Below are 20,033 nucleotides of genomic sequence, written 5' to 3' on the forward strand. Positions count from 1 at the left end.
ACATTCCGCAGGCGGTGCAAAAACAAAAACAGCGGCCGAAGCCGCCGTTTTTGATCTTAGGTTTAATTAGTGTTCTTGCTGGATACCCGCAACCAACCAGTCCTGGCTAGAGCCTGCTGGCTTAACAAAATGCCAGATTTCAGTGAATGGCTGTGGCAAGCTGTTTAAATCTTCACTCACCGTACCGGTAAAGCGCACACTCACCACATACTGACCATTTTCAGTAGCAGAATCGACCACCATCGCATTTAGGTTAGAAAACTCAGCCACATCCTGATCCTGATTGGCCATGATGTCCTGATACATCGACTGGTACAGATCAGGGGTTAAATAACGCTGAATTTCAGCAATATTGCTGGCCGTATTCATAGACTGAATATGGTTAAAACGCTGACGTGCAACACGCAGAAAGGCTGCTGGCTCCGTACCATCTGGTAACTGGTTACCACTGTTGGTGTACGCGGTACCAAAGGCAGCATTATTGACCGGTGCTGCACCAAATGGCGCATTGTTGGTTGGGGTTGAACCACCTACGTTCTGACCAAAGATATTGGTGTTATCGCCACCGGCACGTGGTGCAGCAGCAGATTGACCAAACGGTGCGTTGTTGGCACCGTTATTTGGCGCATACGGGTTATTGGCTGCTAATTTTTTTTTTGCGCCCATCTTGCGGAAAATGAAGAAGGCGACTGCTGCAGCGAGGAGAATCCAGATCCAGCCTGGAATTCCTCCTTCTTCCTCCTGTTGAGCCTGTGCCTGGCTGGCTGGCTGATCATCTGCTAAGGCATTGGCAGCCACTGCACCAATCGCAGCACCTGCAACACCCGCAGCGACCATACCACCGACACCCGGACCAGATTTTTGCTGCGCAGGCGCAGTAGCAGGCTGTTGTGCAGGAGTAGCTTGACGAGGCTGTTGGTAAGATTGAGTTGGTGTTGCTGAACGGCTCATGCCATGGCTTTTACCACCACCGGCACGTTTTGCTTCGGCTGCTAAAGGGGCAACCAAGAGGGCAGCTGTTAAAATACCAGCCATCAAACCACGCTGTCGAACTTCCATCAATTTTTCCTATTTAAAAAAGAAATTTATCGCCCTGTATTTATGCAGGCATTTGTCCCGAATTTCAATACAGAATTCAGCTTTTTTCACATGAAAAGCTCAAAAAATAGGGCAAAGGCTCTAGTGCAGTTCTTCACTTAAACTCATGGCCTCGCTCAGGGCTTCATGCAAACGGGCCACCGCAATCACCTGCACCCCTGGAATCGCTTTTTGCGGTGCATTGGCACGTGGCAAAATAATATATTTAAAGCCATGTTTAATCGCTTCTTTTAGACGTTCCTGACCATTCGGCACCGGACGGATTTCACCGGATAAACCGACTTCACCAAACACCGCCAGTTGCTGGGGCAGGGCTTTGCCGCGAATACTCGAAGCACAGGCCAGCAGCACCGCCAGATCGGAGCCGGTTTCGGTAATTTTCAGCCCGCCGACAATATTGACATAGACATCCTGACCGGACGTCTGCACACCACCATGACGATGCATCACCGCCAGCAGCATATTCAGCCGGTTTTGTTCTAAGCCGAGTGCAACCCGGCGCGGCTGACCATGTGCATCATCGACCAGTGCCTGTACTTCCACCAACAGCGGTCGTGTACCTTCGCGGCTAATCATCACAATTGAGCCGGGAATGGCTTCATCATAACGGCTCAGGAAAATCGCTGACGGATTGGCCACTTCACGCAAGCCTTTATCGGTCATGCCAAACACGCCCAGTTCATTGACCGCGCCAAAACGGTTTTTGACCGCACGAATCATCCGGTAGCGGGAATCGGACTGACCTTCAAAATACAGCACACAGTCCACCATATGTTCCAGCACACGTGGCCCGGCCAATGCACCTTCTTTGGTCACATGACCGACAATAAACAATGCTGTGCCACTATTTTTGGCAAAACGGGTCAGGAGCGCCGCCGATTCACGGATTTGCGATACGCCACCCGGTGCAGATTGTAAGGTTTCAGTATATAAGGTCTGGATAGAGTCCAGAATTGCTACCGCAGGACGTTGCTGGGCCAGCACCTCACAAATCCGTTCCACACAGGTTTCAGCCATCACTTTGAGCTGATCGGTCGGTAAATCCAGTCGCTGCGCGCGTAAGGCCACCTGCGATAAGGATTCTTCACCGGTGACATATAAGGCTGCGCTGTTGCTGGCGGCCATATGGGTCGCGGTTTGCAGCAAAATGGTCGATTTCCCAATCCCGGGATCACCACCAATCAGCACCACTGAACCAGTGACCAGACCACCACCAAGTACCCGGTCAAATTCGCCAATACCGGTGGCAAGGCGGGTTTCGGTAGAGACTGAAATCTGGTTTAAAGTTGTTACAGTTGAAGCCTGACCGGCATAGCCGCCGCCCATGCGTGGCTGGGCACGATGGGTCACCGCAGGGGCAATACTGACTTCGGTTAAACAGTTCCATTCACCACAGTCTGAACATTGACCGGCCCATTTGGGATGATCTGCGCCGCATTGTTCACAGCGATAGACACTTTTTGCTTTTGCCATAAATAAACGTCTGGAATGTGTTTTTTAAATCTTGCCCCACAGCATACAGAGGAAATGCTGATTTTCAAATTGTTGATACAGCGGCAAAGAAAAACCACCCGCAGGTGGTTAATCTTGTAGTTTTGTCTAAACGCTTTAGTAAAGTTCGCCGGATTTGCGTCGTGCAATAAAATCTTTCGATTCTTTGGCAATTACACCCGACAGCAGCAATAAGGCAATCAAGTTCGGTACTGCCATTAAACCATTAAAGGTATCGGCAAACAGCCAGACCAGATCTAGAGTTGCGACACAGCCAATAAACACCGACGCAATGTAAATCAGGCGATACGGCAGTACAAATTTCTCACCAAGCAGATAGGTCGCACATTTTTCACCGTAATAGCTCCAGCCTAAAATAGTCGAATAGGCAAAGAAGATCACCCCGAAAGTCACCACCCAGCCCCCGATTCCCGGCAGCAGTTTGTCGAATACGCTAATGGTCAGTACTGCACCGTTCTGATCACCAAAAGACTGGCCGGCCATAATAAAGCCCATGACCAGCACAATACCGGTAATTGAACAGACAATAATGGTGTCAATAAAGGTACCAGTCATTGAAACCAGACCCTGACGTGCCGGATGGTCGGTTTTGGCCGCAGCGGCAGCAATTGGCGCAGAACCCATACCGGCTTCATTGGAGAAGACCCCGCGCGCAACACCATAACGGATCGCGGCACCAATCGCACCACCTGCGGCAGCTTCACCGGTAAAGGCATAGGTGACAATCATTTTGAGTGCTGGCACCACCAGTTCAAGGTTATTCAGGATGATGACCAAACCACCGGCCATATAACCAACCGCCATAATCGGCACAATAACCGAAGAGGCTTTGGCGATGGATTTAATCCCGCCCAGAATTACCAGGGCTGAAAATACGGTAATGATGATGCCGGTAATCCAGGTTTCCAGGCCAAAGCCATTTTCAACGGCCAGTGCTACCGTGTTGGATTGCACCGAGCTACCAATCCCGAAGGAGGCCACTGCACCGAAAAAGGCGAAAATCAGCGCCAGCCATTTCCATTTCAGGCCACGTTCAATGTAATACATTGGACCACCGGACATTTCACCTTTCTCGTTTTTTACCCGGTATTTGACCGCCAAAACACCTTCACCATATTTGGTCGCCATCCCGAACAGGGCAGTCATCCACATCCAGAATACGGCGCCCGGACCACCGAGTACGCAGGCTGTGGCCACACCGGCAATATTACCGGTACCAATGGTGGCAGAAAGTGCGGTCATGAGGGAGGCGAATTGGGAAATATCGCCGGAATGTTTGTCCGGGTGTTTGCCAAAAACCTGTTTAAAGGCCAACGGCAGCATCCGGAATTGCCAGAACAGCAGGCGGAAGGTCAGGAATATCCCGGTACCGACAATCAGCACCAGCATATATGGGCCCCAGACCCAGCCACTAAGGGTTTCCATGAGTGTTTGTAAATCTTGCATCATTGTTTCTTCTTATGTCTCAAAATAGATATTTTGTTTTCTATATAAGCAATTGATATGCCATGCTCATCCTGAGCAAGAGATATAGTTGCGTGCTGCATTTTTATTTGTTACACAGAATTTATGTTTTGACAAGAAAATTGATATAAACCTTGTCAATCCTCCCTTTGGATAAATTGATAACTTTTTGTTATAAGAAAAATAAATTAAATTTAATTATTCCGCAGAAAATATAGATGAAGCGGCATTTCTTTTTGTTTTCTGATTTCTTTTACGTTAGTTTGTCGTGGTTAACACTGAAGTTGAATTCAATAATGTCGTATCAAAATACAAATTCGTCACAAGAAAAAGGCGATCTGCAGCGAAGCTTATCTAACCGGCATTTACAGCTGATTGCCATTGGTGGCGCGATTGGAACAGGATTGTTCATGGGCTCAGGCAAAACCATCAGCCTGGCCGGGCCATCGATCCTGATTATTTATATGATTATTGGTTTTATGGTGTTCTGCGTGATGCGGGCGTTGGGCGAACTGTTGCTGTCCAATCTGCAATATAAATCCTTTATTGATTTCAGCACCGACCTGATTGGCCCGTGGGCCGGCTATTTCGTCGGCTGGACCTACTGGCTGTGCTGGATCACCATCGGCATTGCAGACCTGTCGGCGATTATTTATTACCTGCAATTCTTTAATGGCGGGATGCCGTTTACGCCTGAAGAAGGGGTGATGATCAGTATTGCAGCTATTGTCTTCATTATGGGCTTGAACCTGGTGACCGTGAAGCTGTTTGGTGAAATGGAGTTCTGGTTTGCACTGATTAAAATTATTGCCATTATTGTGCTGATTGCAGTCGGTTTATGGATGATTTTTACCGGCTTTACCTCAGATGCCGGCGCAGTCGCATCCTTTACGCATATCTGGAGTCATGGCGGCTTGTTCCCGACAGGTACTATGGGCTTCTTGGCCGGTTTCCAGATTGCGATTTTCGCCTTTGTTGGGGTAGAACTGGTCGGTACCACAGCGGCTGAAACCAAAGATCCGGAGAAAAACCTGCCGAAAGCGGTGAACTCGATTCCGGTACGTATCATCATTTTCTATGTATTGGCCTTATTAATTGTGATGTCGGTAACGCCATGGAACCAGATTGATCCGAATATCTCGCCGTTTGTCAACCTGTTCAGTCAGGCGGGTATTGCGGCCGCGGCGATTATCATGAACCTGGTGGTGCTGTCTTCGGTGATGTCGTCGATGAACAGTGGCGTATTCTCGACCAGCCGGATGCTGTTTGGTCTGTCACGTGAGCAGCAGGGTCCTAAAGCTTTTGGCCGTTTAAATAAACGTGCAGTACCAGCCAATGCGTTGTATTTCTCGGCGGTGTGTCTGCTGTTGGGTGCGGCGTTACAATACTTTGTACCCGATACCGTGAAAGCCTTTACGTTGGCGACCACGCTTTCGACCATTCTGTTTATTTGCGTCTGGCTGATTATTATCTGGAGCTATATTGTCTATTACAAAACCCGTCCGGAACTGCATGCCCAGTCGACTTTTAAATTGCCGGGTGGCCTGTTCACCTGCTGGATGGTGATCATCTTCTTTATTAGTATGATCTATGTGCTGTCTCTGGAGTCAGATACCTTGCAAGCCTTAATGATCAGTCCGATCTGGTTTGTGATTCTGCTGATTGGCTATTTCGGTTTCTATAAGCCAAAACAGAAATAAGCCATTGCACAACAAAAAACGTCAGTGTCCAACTGGCGTTTTTTTATAGCACAGGCTAATCTCTAGCGTTTAACACTTTGGTCACAGCAGTGATCGCGTTATACTTCATGGAAAATTTTAAATAGGTGGTCAGATGCGTTCTGTCATTTGCTGCATCAGTTTATTGACAGCCAGTTTTGTACTGGTCGGTTGTGGTCAATCGGGAGCTTTACAGTTGCCGAGTGATCCAAATTACGACAAACGTGCCAAATATCTGTTATATCCCAATGTCGATTCAGAGCAACATCCTGAAGAGCCGACACCTGCACCGGTACAGCAACAGTTTGCTGCACCTGTAGCTTCGAATTCCACGACGACACCTTAACGTTCATAGAAAGGATACATTCATGAGTTTCACCCGCATCAATGGGGTTTTGCACGCCGAACAATGTTCTTTACAACAGCTGGCGCAGCAATTTGGCACACCACTTTATGTTTATTCAAAAGCAACCTTTGAAAAGCATTATTTAGATATGGATCGTGCTTTTGGCTTTATCGACCATCAAATCTGTTTTGCGGTCAAGTCAAACTCCAATATTGCGGTGCTGAATGTATTGGCCAAGCTCGGTGCGGGTTTTGATATCGTGACCGGCGGCGAGCTGGCGCGCGTGTTGAAAGCCGGTGGCGATGCTTCGAAAATTGTATTCTCAGGTTTAGGCAAAACCGAAGCTGACATTAAAAAAGCACTGGAAGTGGGCATTGCCTGCTTTAACGTTGAATCCTATGCAGAGCTGGATCGGATTCAGAAAGTGGCGGCTGAACTGAAGGTTAAAGCGCCAATTTCTTTACGTGTGAATCCGGATGTCGATGCCAAAACCCATCCTTATATTTCAACCGGTTTAAAAGAAAACAAATTCGGTATTCCATCAGATAGTGTATTTGATACCTATCAATATGCAGCATCGTTACCTAATCTGGACATTGTCGGGATTGACTGTCATATCGGTTCACAACTGACCGAAACCCAGCCTTTTGTTGATGCGCTGGATCGGGTCATGCTGATGATCGAGCAGCTGAAACAGATGGGCATCACACTCAAACACATTGATATTGGTGGTGGCTTGGGCGTGACCTATAAAGATGAAACTCCGCCATCGGTTGAAGAATATGCCAATGCACTGCGCCCGGCTTTAGAAAAACTGGGCCTGAAAGTGTATATGGAACCGGGCCGGAGTATTTCCGCCAATGCCGGTGTGCTGCTGACCAAAGTCGATTTACTCAAACCGACCAATCACCGTAATTTCGCAATTATTGATGCGGCAATGAATGACCTGATTCGTCCTGCTTTATATGAAGCGTGGATGGACATTCAGCCGGTGACGCCACGTACCGATGTCGAAACCCAACAGTGGGATGTGGTCGGTGCCATCTGTGAAACAGGTGATTTCCTTGGTAAAGAGCGTGATCTTGCCATTCAGGAAAACGATGTACTGGCAGTGCTGGGTGCCGGCGCTTATGGTTTTGTGATGAGCTCCAACTACAACAGCCGTGGCCGTGCTGCAGAAGTGATGGTCGATGGTGATCAGGCACATCTGATTCGTGAACGTGAAACCATTGAATCACTCTGGGAACGTGAGCGTTTATTGCCTTAAGGAGTAAATCAGGATGTTTTTAGAATTTACCAAGATGCATGGTCTGGGCAATGACTTTATGGTGGTTGATTTAATCAGCCAGCGCGCCTATTTCGATAGTCTGACCATTCAGCGTCTGGCCGACCGTCACTTTGGTGTCGGGTTTGACCAGTTGCTGGTGGTTGAGCCACCTGATGTTCCGAATGCCGATTTTAAATACCGTATTTTTAATGCCGATGGCTCAGAAGTCGAGCAGTGTGGTAATGGCGTACGCTGTTTTGCGCGTTTTGTGCATGAGCGCCAGCTGACCAGCAAAACCAAAATCAAGGTGCAAACCAAAGCCGGGATTGTTGAGCCGGAACTGGGTCAAAATGGCTGGGTGCGGGTAAATATGGGGCAGCCGAAATTCCTGCCGCAAGAAATTCCGTTTATTGCCGATGAACCGGATAACTTATATGACCTGATGCTGGCCAATGAAGAGAAGCTGAGCATTGATGTGGTCAATATGGGTAATCCACATGCTGTGACCATTGTGCAGGATATTCTGACGGCTGATGTCGCACGTTTAGGTCCACAAATTGAATCGCATGAGCGTTTCCCGCAGCGCGTGAACGCCGGTTTTATGCAAATTCTGGATGAACAGCATGCCCGTTTACGTGTGTTTGAACGTGGTGTCGGTGAAACGCTGGCCTGCGGTACGGGCGCGTGTGCAGCAGCAGTTTCAGGCATGCGCCGTGGCTTACTGGCCAGCAAAGTTGAAATTGAACTGGCGGGTGGCAAGTTACAGATCGAATGGAAAGAAGGTGATGTGGTCTGGATGACCGGTCCAACTACCAATGTCTATGAAGGCCGTCTGGATTTACGTTATTTCCAGGGCTAATCTGACCATTTCCTATACAAAAGCACCGTTCTATTCACGGTGCTTTTTTATGTTAGGATGATTTGAGTTTTGCCTGCAGAGCCATGATGATGCATAAACTTGTTTTTCTGCCGGGTGCCTCAGGTAGTCAGCAATTCTGGCAGCCGTTAATGGCCCGGTTGCCAGCATCGGCCCGGAAAACCGTAATTGCTTATCCCGGTTTTGATGGGGTAGAAGCCGATGCCAGCATTCAGAGTCTGGCCGATCTGAAAACGCGGGTTATCAGTCAGATTGAAGAGGACAGCATTCTGATTGCCCAGTCGATGGGCGGAGTGTTGGCCATAGCCGCTGCATTGCAGCAGCCGAATAGACTTCGGGCCTTGGTGTTAATGGCTACTTCGGGCGGACTGGATTTAACTCCGTTTCAGGCCAAAGACTGGCGTGAGATTGAACCCCTGCAATGGGCCAAGCTGCCGCAGTGGTTTGTGGAAGATCAGACCTATTATCATCCGGAACAATTGGCCAGTATTGATCTGCCGGTGTTATTGCTTTGGGCCGATCAGGATGAATTGAGTCCGGTTGCCGTTGGTGAGTTTCTGGCCCGGCAGTTGCCGAATGCCCGATTGGTGATTATGCCCGATGCTGATCACTGGTTTGCATCCTCGCAGGCTGAACGTGTCGCCGGGGAGATCAACCGTTTTTTACACGACTATTTTTGCAAAGCTACTTTTTAAAAGACAATTTTTTACCAGAACATAGGATGGTGTGATGAAGTTAAGTGCTGAACAGTTACTGGAGATGTGGCTGAAACAACGCGAAATCCAGCATCAGTCGGCACATACTTTGCATGCTTATGCACGTGATGTTGGTGATTTCCTTCATTTTTGTCAGCAGAAAAACATGCCGCTGGCCGATGTGGAAACCGCTGACTTACGTGAGTTTCTGGCGTATAAGGTCGAAGCGCAGCAGCTGAGTTCCAGCAGTTTGCAGCGCATGTTGTCTTCTATTCGCCAGTTTATGAAATGGGCTGAACAGGGGGGGTATTTGGCGTTTAATCCGGCTGATGATTTTCAGTTAAAACGTCAGCCACGTCCTTTGCCGGGCATGGTCGATATTGAAACGGTACAGCAGATTTTAGATCAGCCAGAGCCGGAGTCAGAGCGGCAAAAACAGCTCTGGGTCCGTGATAAAGCGATTTTAGAGCTGCTGTATTCCAGTGGATTGCGCCTGGCGGAAGTACAGGGCTTAAGAATTAAAGATCTGGATTTTAACCGGCAGTTATTGCGGATTACCGGTAAGGGCAATAAAACCCGGGTGGTACCGTTTGGTTCTAAAGCCAAAGACAGTGTGATGCGCTGGCTACAGATTTATCCGCTGTGGCAGGGTGATTTTGTCCCGGATACGCAGCTGTTTATTACGGAAAAAGGTCAGCCACTCGGTGCGCGGCAAATTGAAAACCGGGTCAAGTTGCAGGCCCAGCGTGCTGGTGTCAATGTCGATTTGCATCCGCACTTATTGCGACATTGTTTTGCCAGCCACATGTTATCCAATAGCCGTGATTTGCGTGCGGTGCAGGAGATGTTGGGGCACAGTAATTTGACCACCACGCAAATTTATACTCATGTCGATTTTGATCATTTGGCGCAGGTTTATGATCAGGCTCATCCAAGGGCGCAGCGCAAAGAGCAGGGCTGAATTGAGGTAGGTGAAAAGGACTTTCAATTCACGGGTGAAAGACTAGAATAGAGGTGTCAGGCATGAGCATGTGCCACCATTGTAGAATAAAAATAAAGGTGGAGATGGCGTATAAAGAGGGTTAATTTTTGACTCGAGTAATATTCAGAACGAGCACAAAAATTCCAAGGACCCAACCTGATTGATGATTTGGGAAAAATGTAAAGGCATAGATATGATTTCGGATATTCAACAAAAATATGAACAGCTGAGTCCGGCGCAAAAAGAAATTTTTGCCGGTTATGGTTTAAGACAGGTGAAACACTTTGTGGAAATTAACCTGCCAGCTATGCAGGCCATTTTACCTGAACAGGCCGTGATTCAAGGCATTAACGCACAAGGTAAGGTGCAGGCGGTTCATACGGAAACAGGTCAAGGCTATTTATGGATTTCCGATCGTCAGTGGCAGGAAAGCCAGCAATTGACCCAAACCGTCGATGCAACTGAAGATTTTATGCAGGTCTGGAAAGTGTTTAATCTGGCTGAATATGACCTGATTGATTTAAGCCACGTGCACCGCGACTTTTTGGATGGTCAGCAGGCTTAAATATAAGTACTGCGTGCAGCATAGCAAGAGAAGGTTATCTTGCGTGCTGCAACTTAACAATCTTCAAAATCGCCAACTAGGCTTATAAATCTTCCAGCGGCAGCTGAAAACTCTGTTTAATAATTTGACTTGGCAAATCGGTTTTGACACTGGTGATGCCATTTTTTTTGGTTAAATGGGTGGACTGAAATTTACGATAACTTTCTAAATCGGGCACCACCACTTTCAGCATCGCATCGCATTCCCCCAAAATAATATAGCACTCCATCACCTGCGGTAATTCTTTCATCGCCTCAATGAAGGTATCAATAGTTTCGGCATCCTGCCCGACCAGCCAGATCCGGGAAAATAAAATCAGTTGAAACCCAATCTTATGCGGGTCCACCACCGTAGTGTAATTCTGGATTACTCTGGCTTCTTCTAAAATTTTCACCCGTCTTAAGCAGGAGGACGGCGACAGGCCAATTTCACGGGCCAAATCGTTATTCTGAATGCGGCCATTGTTCTGTAAAGCTCGAATGATATTTTTGTCGATGCGATCCAGATTTATTCGAACAGACTTTGGATATTGCTTCATAAATTAGAAGATAATTTGAAAAATTATTTAGATTATAGAATATTTGAAATCCTATTTTATAGCGTTTCGCAGATACTAATTTTCACTTTCTCAAGTAAGACGGGTAAAAGGAAATGTCTGTATGGGTACTTTTTGCATTGACTGTGTTGCCGCTGATTTTTACGCCGGGGCCGGATATATTATTCATTTTGTCGCAAGTGATGGGTAAAGATGCAAAAGCAGGCATGATGGCCACAGTCGGTGTATGTTGTGGTTATCTAGTGCATTCGATTCTGGTGGCGTTGGGAATTGCCGCGATTATTGTGTCCTTTCCGCTATTATTTGAAGCGATTCGCTGGTTAGGTATCGCATATTTGCTGTATTTGGCGGTGGGTTTATTCAAGTCGGTATTGAGCAAGAAAAAGCTGGCGATTGAAAGTCGCAGCAGCAGTCATCCGGTGCGCAAAGGATTTTTTACGGCACTGTTGAATCCGAAAGGCATGCTGATTTACTTTGCGATTTTGCCGCAGTTTATTGATAAAACTGGAAATACCGTTACTCAAGGCTTGTTATTGTCCTGCATTTTTATTGGGCTAATTTTTATTGTGTACTGCGCGTTAAGTCTGATCTTTGCCAAAATCACCCAGAAAACCCAGCTGGATGAACGTAAACAGAAGTGGATTGATGGTACATCTGGCGGTTTACTGGCGCTGGCGGCCAGCTGGTTAATGGTCAATTAAGCTGTGAAATTTAGAAAAAGCATGTCCTAGGTCGACATGCTTTTTTATATGGAGAGCGTGAAAAAGAGAATTGTTACAAAAACAGAAATGAACCGATGGTCATCTTAGACCAAAGTCTGGCAGGGGATACAAACTGCTATCCTAAATGACATCAAAATAGCCAGGTTTCGGTCTGCTATGGTAAAAAATGAATAATAATTCATTTTATTGTGCTGGCTGGTTAATCAGAACAACTGATGTGATAAATAAGATAAAAAGATAATATAAATCAATGGTTAAAATATGGCTTAATCTGGCTGAAATATAGCTGGGTTAAGCTGGATGAAAAAAGTATGAACGCAACGTTCAGCTATTTTTACGCATTTTTACAGCTTCTTGGGCAATTGTGACTTGACCGAAATGCCAAACCCATTGCAAGATAAGACACCTACAAAAATTTAAGTGAAGAGTTATCTTAACTTTTCTCATCTTTTACATTTACTAAAACAGCCGAGGATTACATGAAGGCTCTTGTTGCTGTAAAACGTGTGGTTGATGCCAACGTTAAAGTTCGCGTTAAACCGGACAATAGTGGGGTTGACCTTACTAACGTTAAAATGTCAATTAACCCATTCTGTGAAATCGCCGTGGAAGAAGCGGTTCGTCTAAAAGAAAAAGGAACAGTTTCAGAAATCGTTGTTGTTTCTATCGGTCCTAAAGAAGCGCAGGAACAAATCCGTTCTGCTATGGCGCTTGGTGCTGACCGCGGTATTTTAGTTGAAACTGCAGATGAAATTGGCGCACTTGAAGTGGCTAAAATTTTAAAAGGTGTTGTTGAGCAAGAGCAGCCACAACTGATCCTTTTAGGTAAACAGGCAATCGATGATGACTCAAACCAGGTGGGTCAGATGTTGGGTGCTTTACTGGGCGCAGGTCAAGGTACATTCGCTTCTGAAGTGAAAGTAGACGGCGACAAAGTACAAGTGACACGTGAAATCGATGGCGGTTTACAAACTGTTGAATTATCACTGCCAGCAATCATCACGACTGACTTGCGTTTGAATGAGCCACGTTATGCGGCACTTCCAAACATTATGAAAGCGCGTAAAAAACCGCTGGATACCAAGTCTCCTGCAGATTACGGTGTATCAGCCGGGACTAAACTGAAAACTGTAAAAGTTGAGTCACCAGCTGAACGTAAAGCGGGCGTACAAGTGAAGTCTGTAGATGAGCTTGTTGAAAAATTAAAAAATGAAGCGAAAGTGATCTAATACAGAAGGATATAAATCATGAGTATTTTAGTTATCGCTGAGCACGACAACAAAGCACTAAATGGTGCAACGTTAAACGTTGTGGCTGCAGCTCAAAAAATCGGTGGTGATATCACTGTATTGGTTGCTGGTTCTGGCGCGCAAGCAGTTGCTGATCAGGCAGCTAAAGTTGCGGGCGTGAGCAAAGTATTACTGGCTGATGATGCTGCCTATGCAAATCAGCTGGCTGAAAATGTCGCAAAACTGGTTGCTGAATTGGGTAAAGGCTATAGCCATATCCTTGCAGCATCTACAACGACAGGTAAAAACATTTTACCTCGCGCTGCAGCATTGCTGGATGTCAGCATGATTACTGACATTATTGCAGTAGATAGTCCAAATACATTCAAGCGTCCAATTTATGCCGGTAACGCGATTGCAACTGTTGAATCTTCAGAAGCAATTGTTGTTGGTACTGTACGTGGTACAGCATTTGATGCGGTTGCTGCGGAAGGTGGTTCAGCTGCGGTTGAAGCTGCGGCATCTACAGGCGATGCAGGTATTTCTAAGTTTGTGAACGAAGAAATCGTGAAATCTGAACGTCCTGAATTAACAGCTGCACGTATTGTAGTATCAGGTGGTCGTGGTGTAGGTTCAGGTGAGAACTATCACAAAGTACTTGATCCACTGGCAGACAAGCTAGGTGCAGCACAAGGTGCATCTCGTGCAGCGGTTGATGCGGGCTTCGTTCCAAACGATATGCAGGTTGGTCAAACAGGTAAAATCGTTGCCCCTGATCTGTACATCGCTGTGGGTATCTCAGGTGCGATCCAGCACTTGGCCGGTATGAAAGATTCTAAAGTGATCGTTGCGATCAACAAAGATGAAGAAGCACCAATTAATGCAGTAGCTGACTACTGGTTAGTAGGTGACTTGAACACTGTAGTTCCAGAATTGGTTTCTAAAATCTAATTCCTGAACTTCGGTTAAAAAGACGCTCTTGCGCAAGCAGTAAAAGTTTTTACTTTGCTGTTTTGTTCAGGGGCGTTTTTTAGGCCTGAAAATAAGGATGACTGTGCCTTATAAAAGATTTGTGTTTCATTTGAATGAAAAGTGATAGAATTCGCCTTTCATTTTTTGTCCCGCGTTGTAATGTCCCTGTCCAAAACTGCTCACATCTTATTCATCAGTTTTCTGCTGATCGGCATTTATATTGGTGTCTGTGTTCATACCGCCTTATTTGCACCTGTTCAAGTGACTCAATTCCTGTTTAGCGAGTCGGGACCGTTTGAGAGCTTTAGTGCCTGGCTCTGGTATTTGCTGGCTGTACTGTGTGTGCTGAATACGGAGCTGAAGTTAAAGACACGTATTTTTACTGCTTTGGGCGCTGCGCTGTTGGGCTTAAGGGAAATGGATTTTCATAAACGTCTGTTCGATGACAGCTTTATTAAAACCAATTTTTATCGCAGTGCAGAAATTCCCTTTATGGACAAGCTGTTAGGTTTTATCTTGCTGTTGGCGATTATTTTCGTATTTTTCAATCTGGCCAAGATTTTTGTGCAGGCTGTTCGTCAATTTAAGTCGAATCCGAATATTGCCTACCTGTTTATTGCCTTGACGGTATTGTGTGGTGGTTTGAGCAAGCTGTTGGACCGTACCAGCTCGACTTTAAATGAAGACTTTAATATCAAGCTGATGCAGCATACCGAGGTCATTATTATGACCATTGAAGAAGGCGTAGAGATGCTATTGCCTATTTTGCTGGTGGTTGCGGTCATGACTTACCGGAAAGTACTCAACCAGCCCAATTAAAACATCGCTTTGCTGGGATCAAGCACGTCAATCTGGGGCAGATTGACGTGCTTTTTTTAATGGGAAATGCAAAATCCGGGGCTGGATTATTCTGATAAAAAGTGAATCAAGTTCTACAAATTCGGTTTTTTGAAAATGAGTTAAAATTTAATCATTAAACATTAGAAAATTAACAAGATTAAGATGAACAGGATGACACAAAAATAGGACTATTTATGCTATAATTCCCAGCTAAATTTTCGTTTTTTAACTCAAGTTTTGAGTTAAATTTTTTGCCAAATTTACGATATAAAATGCGGGCAGAAATCTGCTTGTATAACAAGGAGTATGCATGAGCGTATCGGAAATTAGACCGATTGCCATTGAGGATGAACTCAAGCATTCATATCTCGATTATGCAATGAGCGTGATTGTGTCACGGGCATTACCAGATGTACGAGATGGTTTAAAACCTGTTCATCGTCGTGTGCTTTATGCAATGCACGAATTGGGCAATGACTACAACAAAGCCTACAAAAAGTCTGCCCGTGTTGTGGGTGATGTGATCGGTAAATACCATCCACACGGCGATTTTGCAGTCTATGAAACCATCGTTCGTATGGCGCAAGACTTCAGTCTGCGTTATCAACTGGTGGATGGTCAGGGTAACTTCGGTTCGATTGATGGCGATAGTGCGGCCGCAATGCGTTATACCGAAGTACGTATGACCAAGTTGGCCCATGAACTCCTGGCCGATCTGGAAAAAGATACCGTAGATTGGGTCGATAACTACGATGGCTCGGAGCGTATTCCTGACGTTCTGCCAACCCGTATTCCAAACCTGCTGGTGAATGGTTCTGCCGGTATTGCCGTCGGTATGGCGACCAATATGGCACCGCATAACCTTACCGAAGTGATTAATGCCTGCCTGGCCTATGCCGATAATCCGAATATCAGCATTGAAGGCCTGATGGAACACATCAGTGGTCCAGACTTCCCGACAGGCGGCATCATTTACGGTAAATCGGGCATTGTCGATGCTTACCGTACCGGTAAAGGCCGTTTGCATATCCGTGGTAAATATCATTTTGAAGAAGACCAGAAATCTGGTCGTACCACCATTGTCTTTACTGAAATTCCGTATCAGGTTAACAAAGCCAAAACCATTGAGCGTATTGCTGAACTGGTTAAAGAGAAAAAACTGGAAGGAATCTCGGAGTTACGTGACGAGTCCGATAAAGACGGTATGCGCATTGCGATTGACTTGAAACGTGGTGAGAACGCCGAAGTCATCGTCAATAACCTGTTCCTGAACACGCAGCTGGAAAACTCGTTCAGTATCAACATGGTCTGCCTCGACAACGGCCAGCCAAAACTGATGAACCTGAAAGACATCATTGCTGCGTTTATCCGTCACCGCCAGGAAGTGGTGACTCGCCGTACCATGTATGAACTGCGCAAAGCACGTGAACGCGGTCATATCTTGGAAGGTCTGACCGTTGCTTTGGCGAATATTGATGCCATCATCGAAACCATTAAAACTTCTGCCAACCCGGCCGAAGCGCGTGAGCGTTTACAGGCTGGCGAATGGGCCGCTGGTGGTGTGGTGGCATTGCTGGAAAAAGCCGGTTCCGTGTCTATTCGCCCGGATGAAATTGAAGGTGAAGATTTAAGCCGTCCATTTGGTTTAGATGGAGATGTTTATCGTCTTTCTCCAGCGCAGGTCGGTGCGATTCTGGAACTGCGTTTACACCGCTTAACCGGTCTGGAACAAGACAAGTTACATGCAGAATATTCTGAAATTCTGGCGCAAATCGCTGAATACACTGCTATTTTAAATGACTTTAATTTATTGATGGCGGTGATTCGTGAAGAGCTGGCGCTGGTATTGCAGCAATATGGCGATGCACGTCGCACTGAAATTGTTGAATCCCGCATCGACTTCTCGCGTGAAGATTTAATTCCTGAAGAGCAGGTGGTGTTAACCGTTTCACAATCCGGTTATGCCAAGACTCAGCCATTGTCCGATTATCAGGCTCAGCGCCGTGGTGGTCGTGGTAAGTCTGCCACAAGCATGAAAGAAGATGATTATATCCAGCATCTGATTGTCACCTCGAACCACGCGACCGTACTGTGCTTTACCGATGTCGGTAAGGTCTATCGCCTGAAAGTATTTGAAGTGCCACAAGCTTCACGTGGTTCGAAAGGCCGTCCAATTGTCAACCTGTTGCCATTAGATGCCAATGAAACCATTACCGCGATTCTGCCAGTAATTGATGCACCGAAGAAATTCAAAGAGCGTCTGGCCGATTTCCGTAGTTTTGTGAAAGCCAACTCAGTACAATTACAGCAAAATCAAGTAATTGCTAGCTATTATGCCGAACTTGAAGCCGCATTTGCAGAACTGGCAGATGGTGATGATCTGTCGGATGCCTTGCGTGTTCAGTTAAAGCAGCTGGGCCTAGAGCTGTCAGCCACAGACCTGGATGATGAAATTGTTGCAGAATTTGCCGAGCAGGCTGAAAATCTGCGCAAAAACTTCTATGTGTTTATGGCAACAGCGTCTGGTACGGTTAAACGTGTCGAGCTGGAGCAATTCAGCAATGTGCGTTCTAACGGTTTACGTGCCATTGAACTGAACGAAGAAGACACCCTGATTGGCGTGGCGATTACCGATGGCGAGCAGCAGATCATGCTGTTCTCGAATGAAGGTAAGGCAATCCGTTTTGCTGAAACTGATGTTCGTGCCATGGGCCGTTCAGCCAAAGGTGTGCGTGGTATGCGTGTCACCATTGGTGCAGCTCAAGCGGAAGAGGCCGAAGACGATACAGCCGATAGCGAAGATGATGCAACCGATAGCAATTTTGTTAGCCGGATTGTGTCGCTGGTCGTGGTGCCAGAAACCGGTGAAGTGCTGTGTGCATCCGCCAATGGTTATGGTAAACGTACTCCGGTCGATGACTTCCCGACCAAAAAACGTGGCGGTAAGGGTGTAATTGCAATCAAGACCTCTGAACGTAACGGTGAACTGGTCGGCGCGGTGGCCATTGATGCTTCGAAAGAATTGATGCTGATTTCGGATGGCGGTACGCTGGTACGTACCCGTGCTTCGGAAGTGGCAGAAACTGGTCGTAATGCGCAAGGTGTACGTTTAATCCGTTTAGGTGAAAATGAAACCTTGGTGGGTGTAGAAGCGATTGAAGCCGTGGAAGAAGATGAATTTTCTGAAGATTTAGCTGATGAAAATACAGCTTTAGATACGGTAGAGACCGATGCAGCAGCTGCTGAGCAGGATGAAAAACCGACTGAAGAATAATTTTTCTTCTCATGAAAAGGACGCTTCGGCGTCCTTTTTTACACAGTACCGTACAGGAATAACCCGATATGCAGCTTAAATTATGGATAGGCTTGAGTGTTCTGGCTTTGGCCGGATGTGATCAGCTGGGTCAAAAAGCCATGGACGCCATTGCAAATCCGAGTCCGCAGCAGGAACAGGTGGCACAGGCGGCCTATGACAATTTACGTGATGGCGAGTTCGAGCAGTTTCTGAATCATCTCGAGCCAGAACTCAAAAGCCATTTTCAGGACAACCAGAAAGTCATGAAACGCTTTGCCAAGGTGATTCCAAAAGACGAGTATAAGTCGCGTACCCTGATGACCAAAAGTATTGAAACCGGTAGCAATCAGCCGGGGCAGTACAAGATTAGCTATGAATATGCGTATCCAAAAAATCTGGTGCAATATGACGTCAGCTTTGAACAGCCGGGCGGTAGCAGTAAAATCCGCAACTTGAATATTCAGGTATTTGGTGAGTGAGTGCACTCTTAATCACTACATTTTACTAAGCTTTACCAGATCGCTGCGTATTACTGCATATATGCTTAAGATCAGCGCAAATTACATTTAATCAAGAGAAAAAGGTCATCCACATTGGGCCAGATATAGAGATGAATAGGCTTCCAATCTGCTGGAAAAGTTAAAATTATCTTGTGAATCTATATTGATTTTTCGACTGTATCTGCGTGGCAAGATTGAAATAATTTTGTGCAAGCCTGAGCAAGATGTGGTTAAATGCCTATTTTATTGTGTTTCACCTTGACAAGGAAAAATCATGCGCGCGTACAACTTCTGTGCTGGCCCTGCTGCATTACCCACTGCCGTATTAGAAAAAGCCCAAGCAGAAATGCTGGACTGGCACGGCAAAGGCCTTTCGATCATGGAAATGAGCCATCGTAGCAAAGATTATGTTGCGGTTGCAGAAAAAGCAGAAGCCGATTTACGCAAACTCATGAACATTCCTGAGAACTATAAAGTACTGTTCTTGCAGGGTGGGGCATCCTTACAATTCTCGGCAATTCCATTAAACCTGCTCGGTAAAAATGACAAGGCCGATTATATCCATACCGGTATCTGGTCTGAAAAAGCATTAAAAGAAGCACAGCGTTATGGCGATATTCATGTCGTGAACGCAGGTATTCAGATTGATGGTAAACATGCGATTAGCGCGCAAAGCGAGTGGGATTTATCTGCAGATGCAGCTTATGTGCATTATGCCGACAATGAAACCATTGGTGGTCTGCAATTTGCCAGCATTCCTGAAACCAACAAGCCGTTGGTGTGTGACTATTCATCTAGCATTCTGTCTGCACCGCTAGATGTTAGCAAGTTTGGTTTAATTTATGCGGGTGCACAGAAAAATATTGGCCCGGCAGGTTTAACCCTGGTGATTATCCGTGAAGATTTACTGGATCAGGCCAAGCCGGAAATTCCAAGCATCCTGAAATATTCAGATCAGGCAAAAAATGGTTCAATGGTGAATACGCCATCGACCTATGCCTGGTATTTATCCGGTCTGGTTTTTGAATGGTTACTGGAAAATGGTGGGGTTGATGCCATGCATCAGACCAACCTTGAAAAAGCCAAACTGCTTTATGGTTATATCGATTCAAGCGATTTCTACGCCAACCCGATTGTTGAAGCCAACCGTTCGATCATGAACGTACCATTTACGCTGGCCAATGCCGATCTGGAAAAACAGTTCCTGCAAGAAGCGGAAGCCAATCATCTATTGAATCTGGCTGGTCACCGTTCAGTTGGTGGTATGCGTGCCAGCATTTATAATGCCGTGCCACTTGAAGGTGTTCAGGCACTGGTTAACTTTATGGATGACTTTGCCAAACGCAACGGCTAATC

At 46.2% G+C, this 20,033-nt stretch carries 18 protein-coding genes; 14 read left to right on the forward strand and 4 right to left on the reverse strand.

Translation table 11 applies throughout. The features are described from left to right. Positions 1–66 precede the first annotated feature (66 nt). From VF685_RS01940 to VF685_RS01950, 3 genes are all read right to left on the reverse strand, one after another. Positions 67–1,059, reverse strand: coding sequence for a Tim44 domain-containing protein (locus VF685_RS01940; protein ID WP_180191930.1), 993 nt, complete (start codon positions 1,057–1,059; stop codon positions 67–69). A 120-nt stretch (positions 1,060–1,179) separates the two neighbouring features. Further along, the gene (gene radA / locus VF685_RS01945; protein ID WP_016659986.1) at positions 1,180–2,571 is read right to left on the reverse strand and encodes a DNA repair protein RadA; all 1,392 of its coding nucleotides are present in this window, start codon (positions 2,569–2,571) and stop codon (positions 1,180–1,182) included. Between the two features lie 135 nt (positions 2,572–2,706). Beyond that, positions 2,707–4,056 carry an alanine/glycine:cation symporter family protein gene (locus tag VF685_RS01950; protein WP_034597619.1) on the reverse strand — a complete coding sequence of 450 codons (1,350 nt, stop codon included), beginning with the start codon at positions 4,054–4,056 and terminating at the stop codon, positions 2,707–2,709. Positions 4,057–4,370: 314 nt separating this feature from the next. Here VF685_RS01950 and VF685_RS01955 point away from each other — a divergent pair, with 314 nt between their 5' ends. The 7 genes from VF685_RS01955 (at position 4,371) to VF685_RS01985 (ending at position 10,524) form a co-directional block, all read left to right on the forward strand. Further along, positions 4,371–5,774, forward strand: a complete 1,404-nt coding sequence (locus VF685_RS01955) for an amino acid permease (protein ID WP_016659987.1) — start codon at positions 4,371–4,373, stop codon at positions 5,772–5,774. Positions 5,775–5,907: 133 nt separating this feature from the next. Continuing rightward, positions 5,908–6,138 (forward strand): LPS translocon maturation chaperone LptM, encoded by a 231-nt coding sequence (gene lptM, locus VF685_RS01960; RefSeq protein ID WP_016659988.1) that lies wholly within the window; start codon positions 5,908–5,910, stop codon positions 6,136–6,138. 22 nt (positions 6,139–6,160) lie between these two features. Then, a complete protein-coding gene (gene lysA / locus VF685_RS01965) occupies positions 6,161–7,405 on the forward strand; it encodes a diaminopimelate decarboxylase (RefSeq protein ID WP_016659989.1) in 1,245 nt (414 codons plus the stop codon). Positions 7,406–7,418: 13 nt separating this feature from the next. Next, on the forward strand, positions 7,419–8,264 hold the full coding sequence (dapF, locus tag VF685_RS01970) for a diaminopimelate epimerase (RefSeq protein WP_180083998.1): 846 nt from the start codon (positions 7,419–7,421) through the stop codon (positions 8,262–8,264). A gap of 89 nt (positions 8,265–8,353) precedes the next feature. Next, on the forward strand, positions 8,354–8,977 hold the full coding sequence (locus VF685_RS01975) for an alpha/beta fold hydrolase (protein WP_164844958.1): 624 nt from the start codon (positions 8,354–8,356) through the stop codon (positions 8,975–8,977). Between the two features lie 34 nt (positions 8,978–9,011). Continuing rightward, a complete protein-coding gene (locus tag VF685_RS01980) occupies positions 9,012–9,938 on the forward strand; it encodes a tyrosine recombinase XerC (protein WP_286384741.1) in 927 nt (308 codons plus the stop codon). 214 nt (positions 9,939–10,152) lie between these two features. Beyond that, positions 10,153–10,524 (forward strand): hypothetical protein, encoded by a 372-nt coding sequence (locus tag VF685_RS01985; protein WP_034597425.1) that lies wholly within the window; start codon positions 10,153–10,155, stop codon positions 10,522–10,524. 82 nt (positions 10,525–10,606) lie between these two features. On the opposite strand, the gene VF685_RS01990 is transcribed toward VF685_RS01985, so the two are convergent. Next, a complete protein-coding gene (locus VF685_RS01990) occupies positions 10,607–11,101 on the reverse strand; it encodes an Lrp/AsnC family transcriptional regulator (protein WP_168406947.1) in 495 nt (164 codons plus the stop codon). A 113-nt stretch (positions 11,102–11,214) separates the two neighbouring features. Between VF685_RS01990 and VF685_RS01995 the strand changes: the two genes are divergently transcribed. The 7 genes from VF685_RS01995 (at position 11,215) to serC (ending at position 20,031) form a co-directional block, all read left to right on the forward strand. Further along, positions 11,215–11,820: a LysE family translocator gene (locus tag VF685_RS01995; RefSeq protein ID WP_286384740.1), complete on the forward strand. Its 606-nt coding sequence runs from the start codon at positions 11,215–11,217 to the stop codon at positions 11,818–11,820. Between the two features lie 500 nt (positions 11,821–12,320). Further along, positions 12,321–13,070 carry an electron transfer flavoprotein subunit beta/FixA family protein gene (locus VF685_RS02000; RefSeq protein WP_005176529.1) on the forward strand — a complete coding sequence of 250 codons (750 nt, stop codon included), beginning with the start codon at positions 12,321–12,323 and terminating at the stop codon, positions 13,068–13,070. A gap of 18 nt (positions 13,071–13,088) precedes the next feature. Beyond that, positions 13,089–14,021: an FAD-binding protein gene (locus VF685_RS02005; protein ID WP_005176532.1), complete on the forward strand. Its 933-nt coding sequence runs from the start codon at positions 13,089–13,091 to the stop codon at positions 14,019–14,021. Between the two features lie 180 nt (positions 14,022–14,201). Next, a complete protein-coding gene (locus VF685_RS02010) occupies positions 14,202–14,861 on the forward strand; it encodes a hypothetical protein (RefSeq protein ID WP_168383523.1) in 660 nt (219 codons plus the stop codon). Positions 14,862–15,192: 331 nt separating this feature from the next. Next, the gene (gyrA, locus tag VF685_RS02015) at positions 15,193–18,156 is read left to right on the forward strand and encodes a DNA gyrase subunit A (RefSeq protein ID WP_286384738.1); all 2,964 of its coding nucleotides are present in this window, start codon (positions 15,193–15,195) and stop codon (positions 18,154–18,156) included. 68 nt (positions 18,157–18,224) lie between these two features. Then, entirely contained in the window at positions 18,225–18,656 is a 432-nt protein-coding gene (locus VF685_RS02020) for a DUF3887 domain-containing protein (RefSeq protein WP_440203538.1), read from the forward strand. 295 nt (positions 18,657–18,951) lie between these two features. Beyond that, positions 18,952–20,031, forward strand: a complete 1,080-nt coding sequence (gene serC / locus VF685_RS02025; RefSeq protein ID WP_440203539.1) for a 3-phosphoserine/phosphohydroxythreonine transaminase — start codon at positions 18,952–18,954, stop codon at positions 20,029–20,031. Positions 20,032–20,033 lie beyond the last annotated feature (2 nt).

Origin of the sequence: Acinetobacter sp. Brlt_5 (assembly GCF_051949055.1) — a bacterium.
In the GTDB taxonomy this organism is placed as follows: domain Bacteria; phylum Pseudomonadota; class Gammaproteobacteria; order Pseudomonadales; family Moraxellaceae; genus Acinetobacter; species Acinetobacter indicus.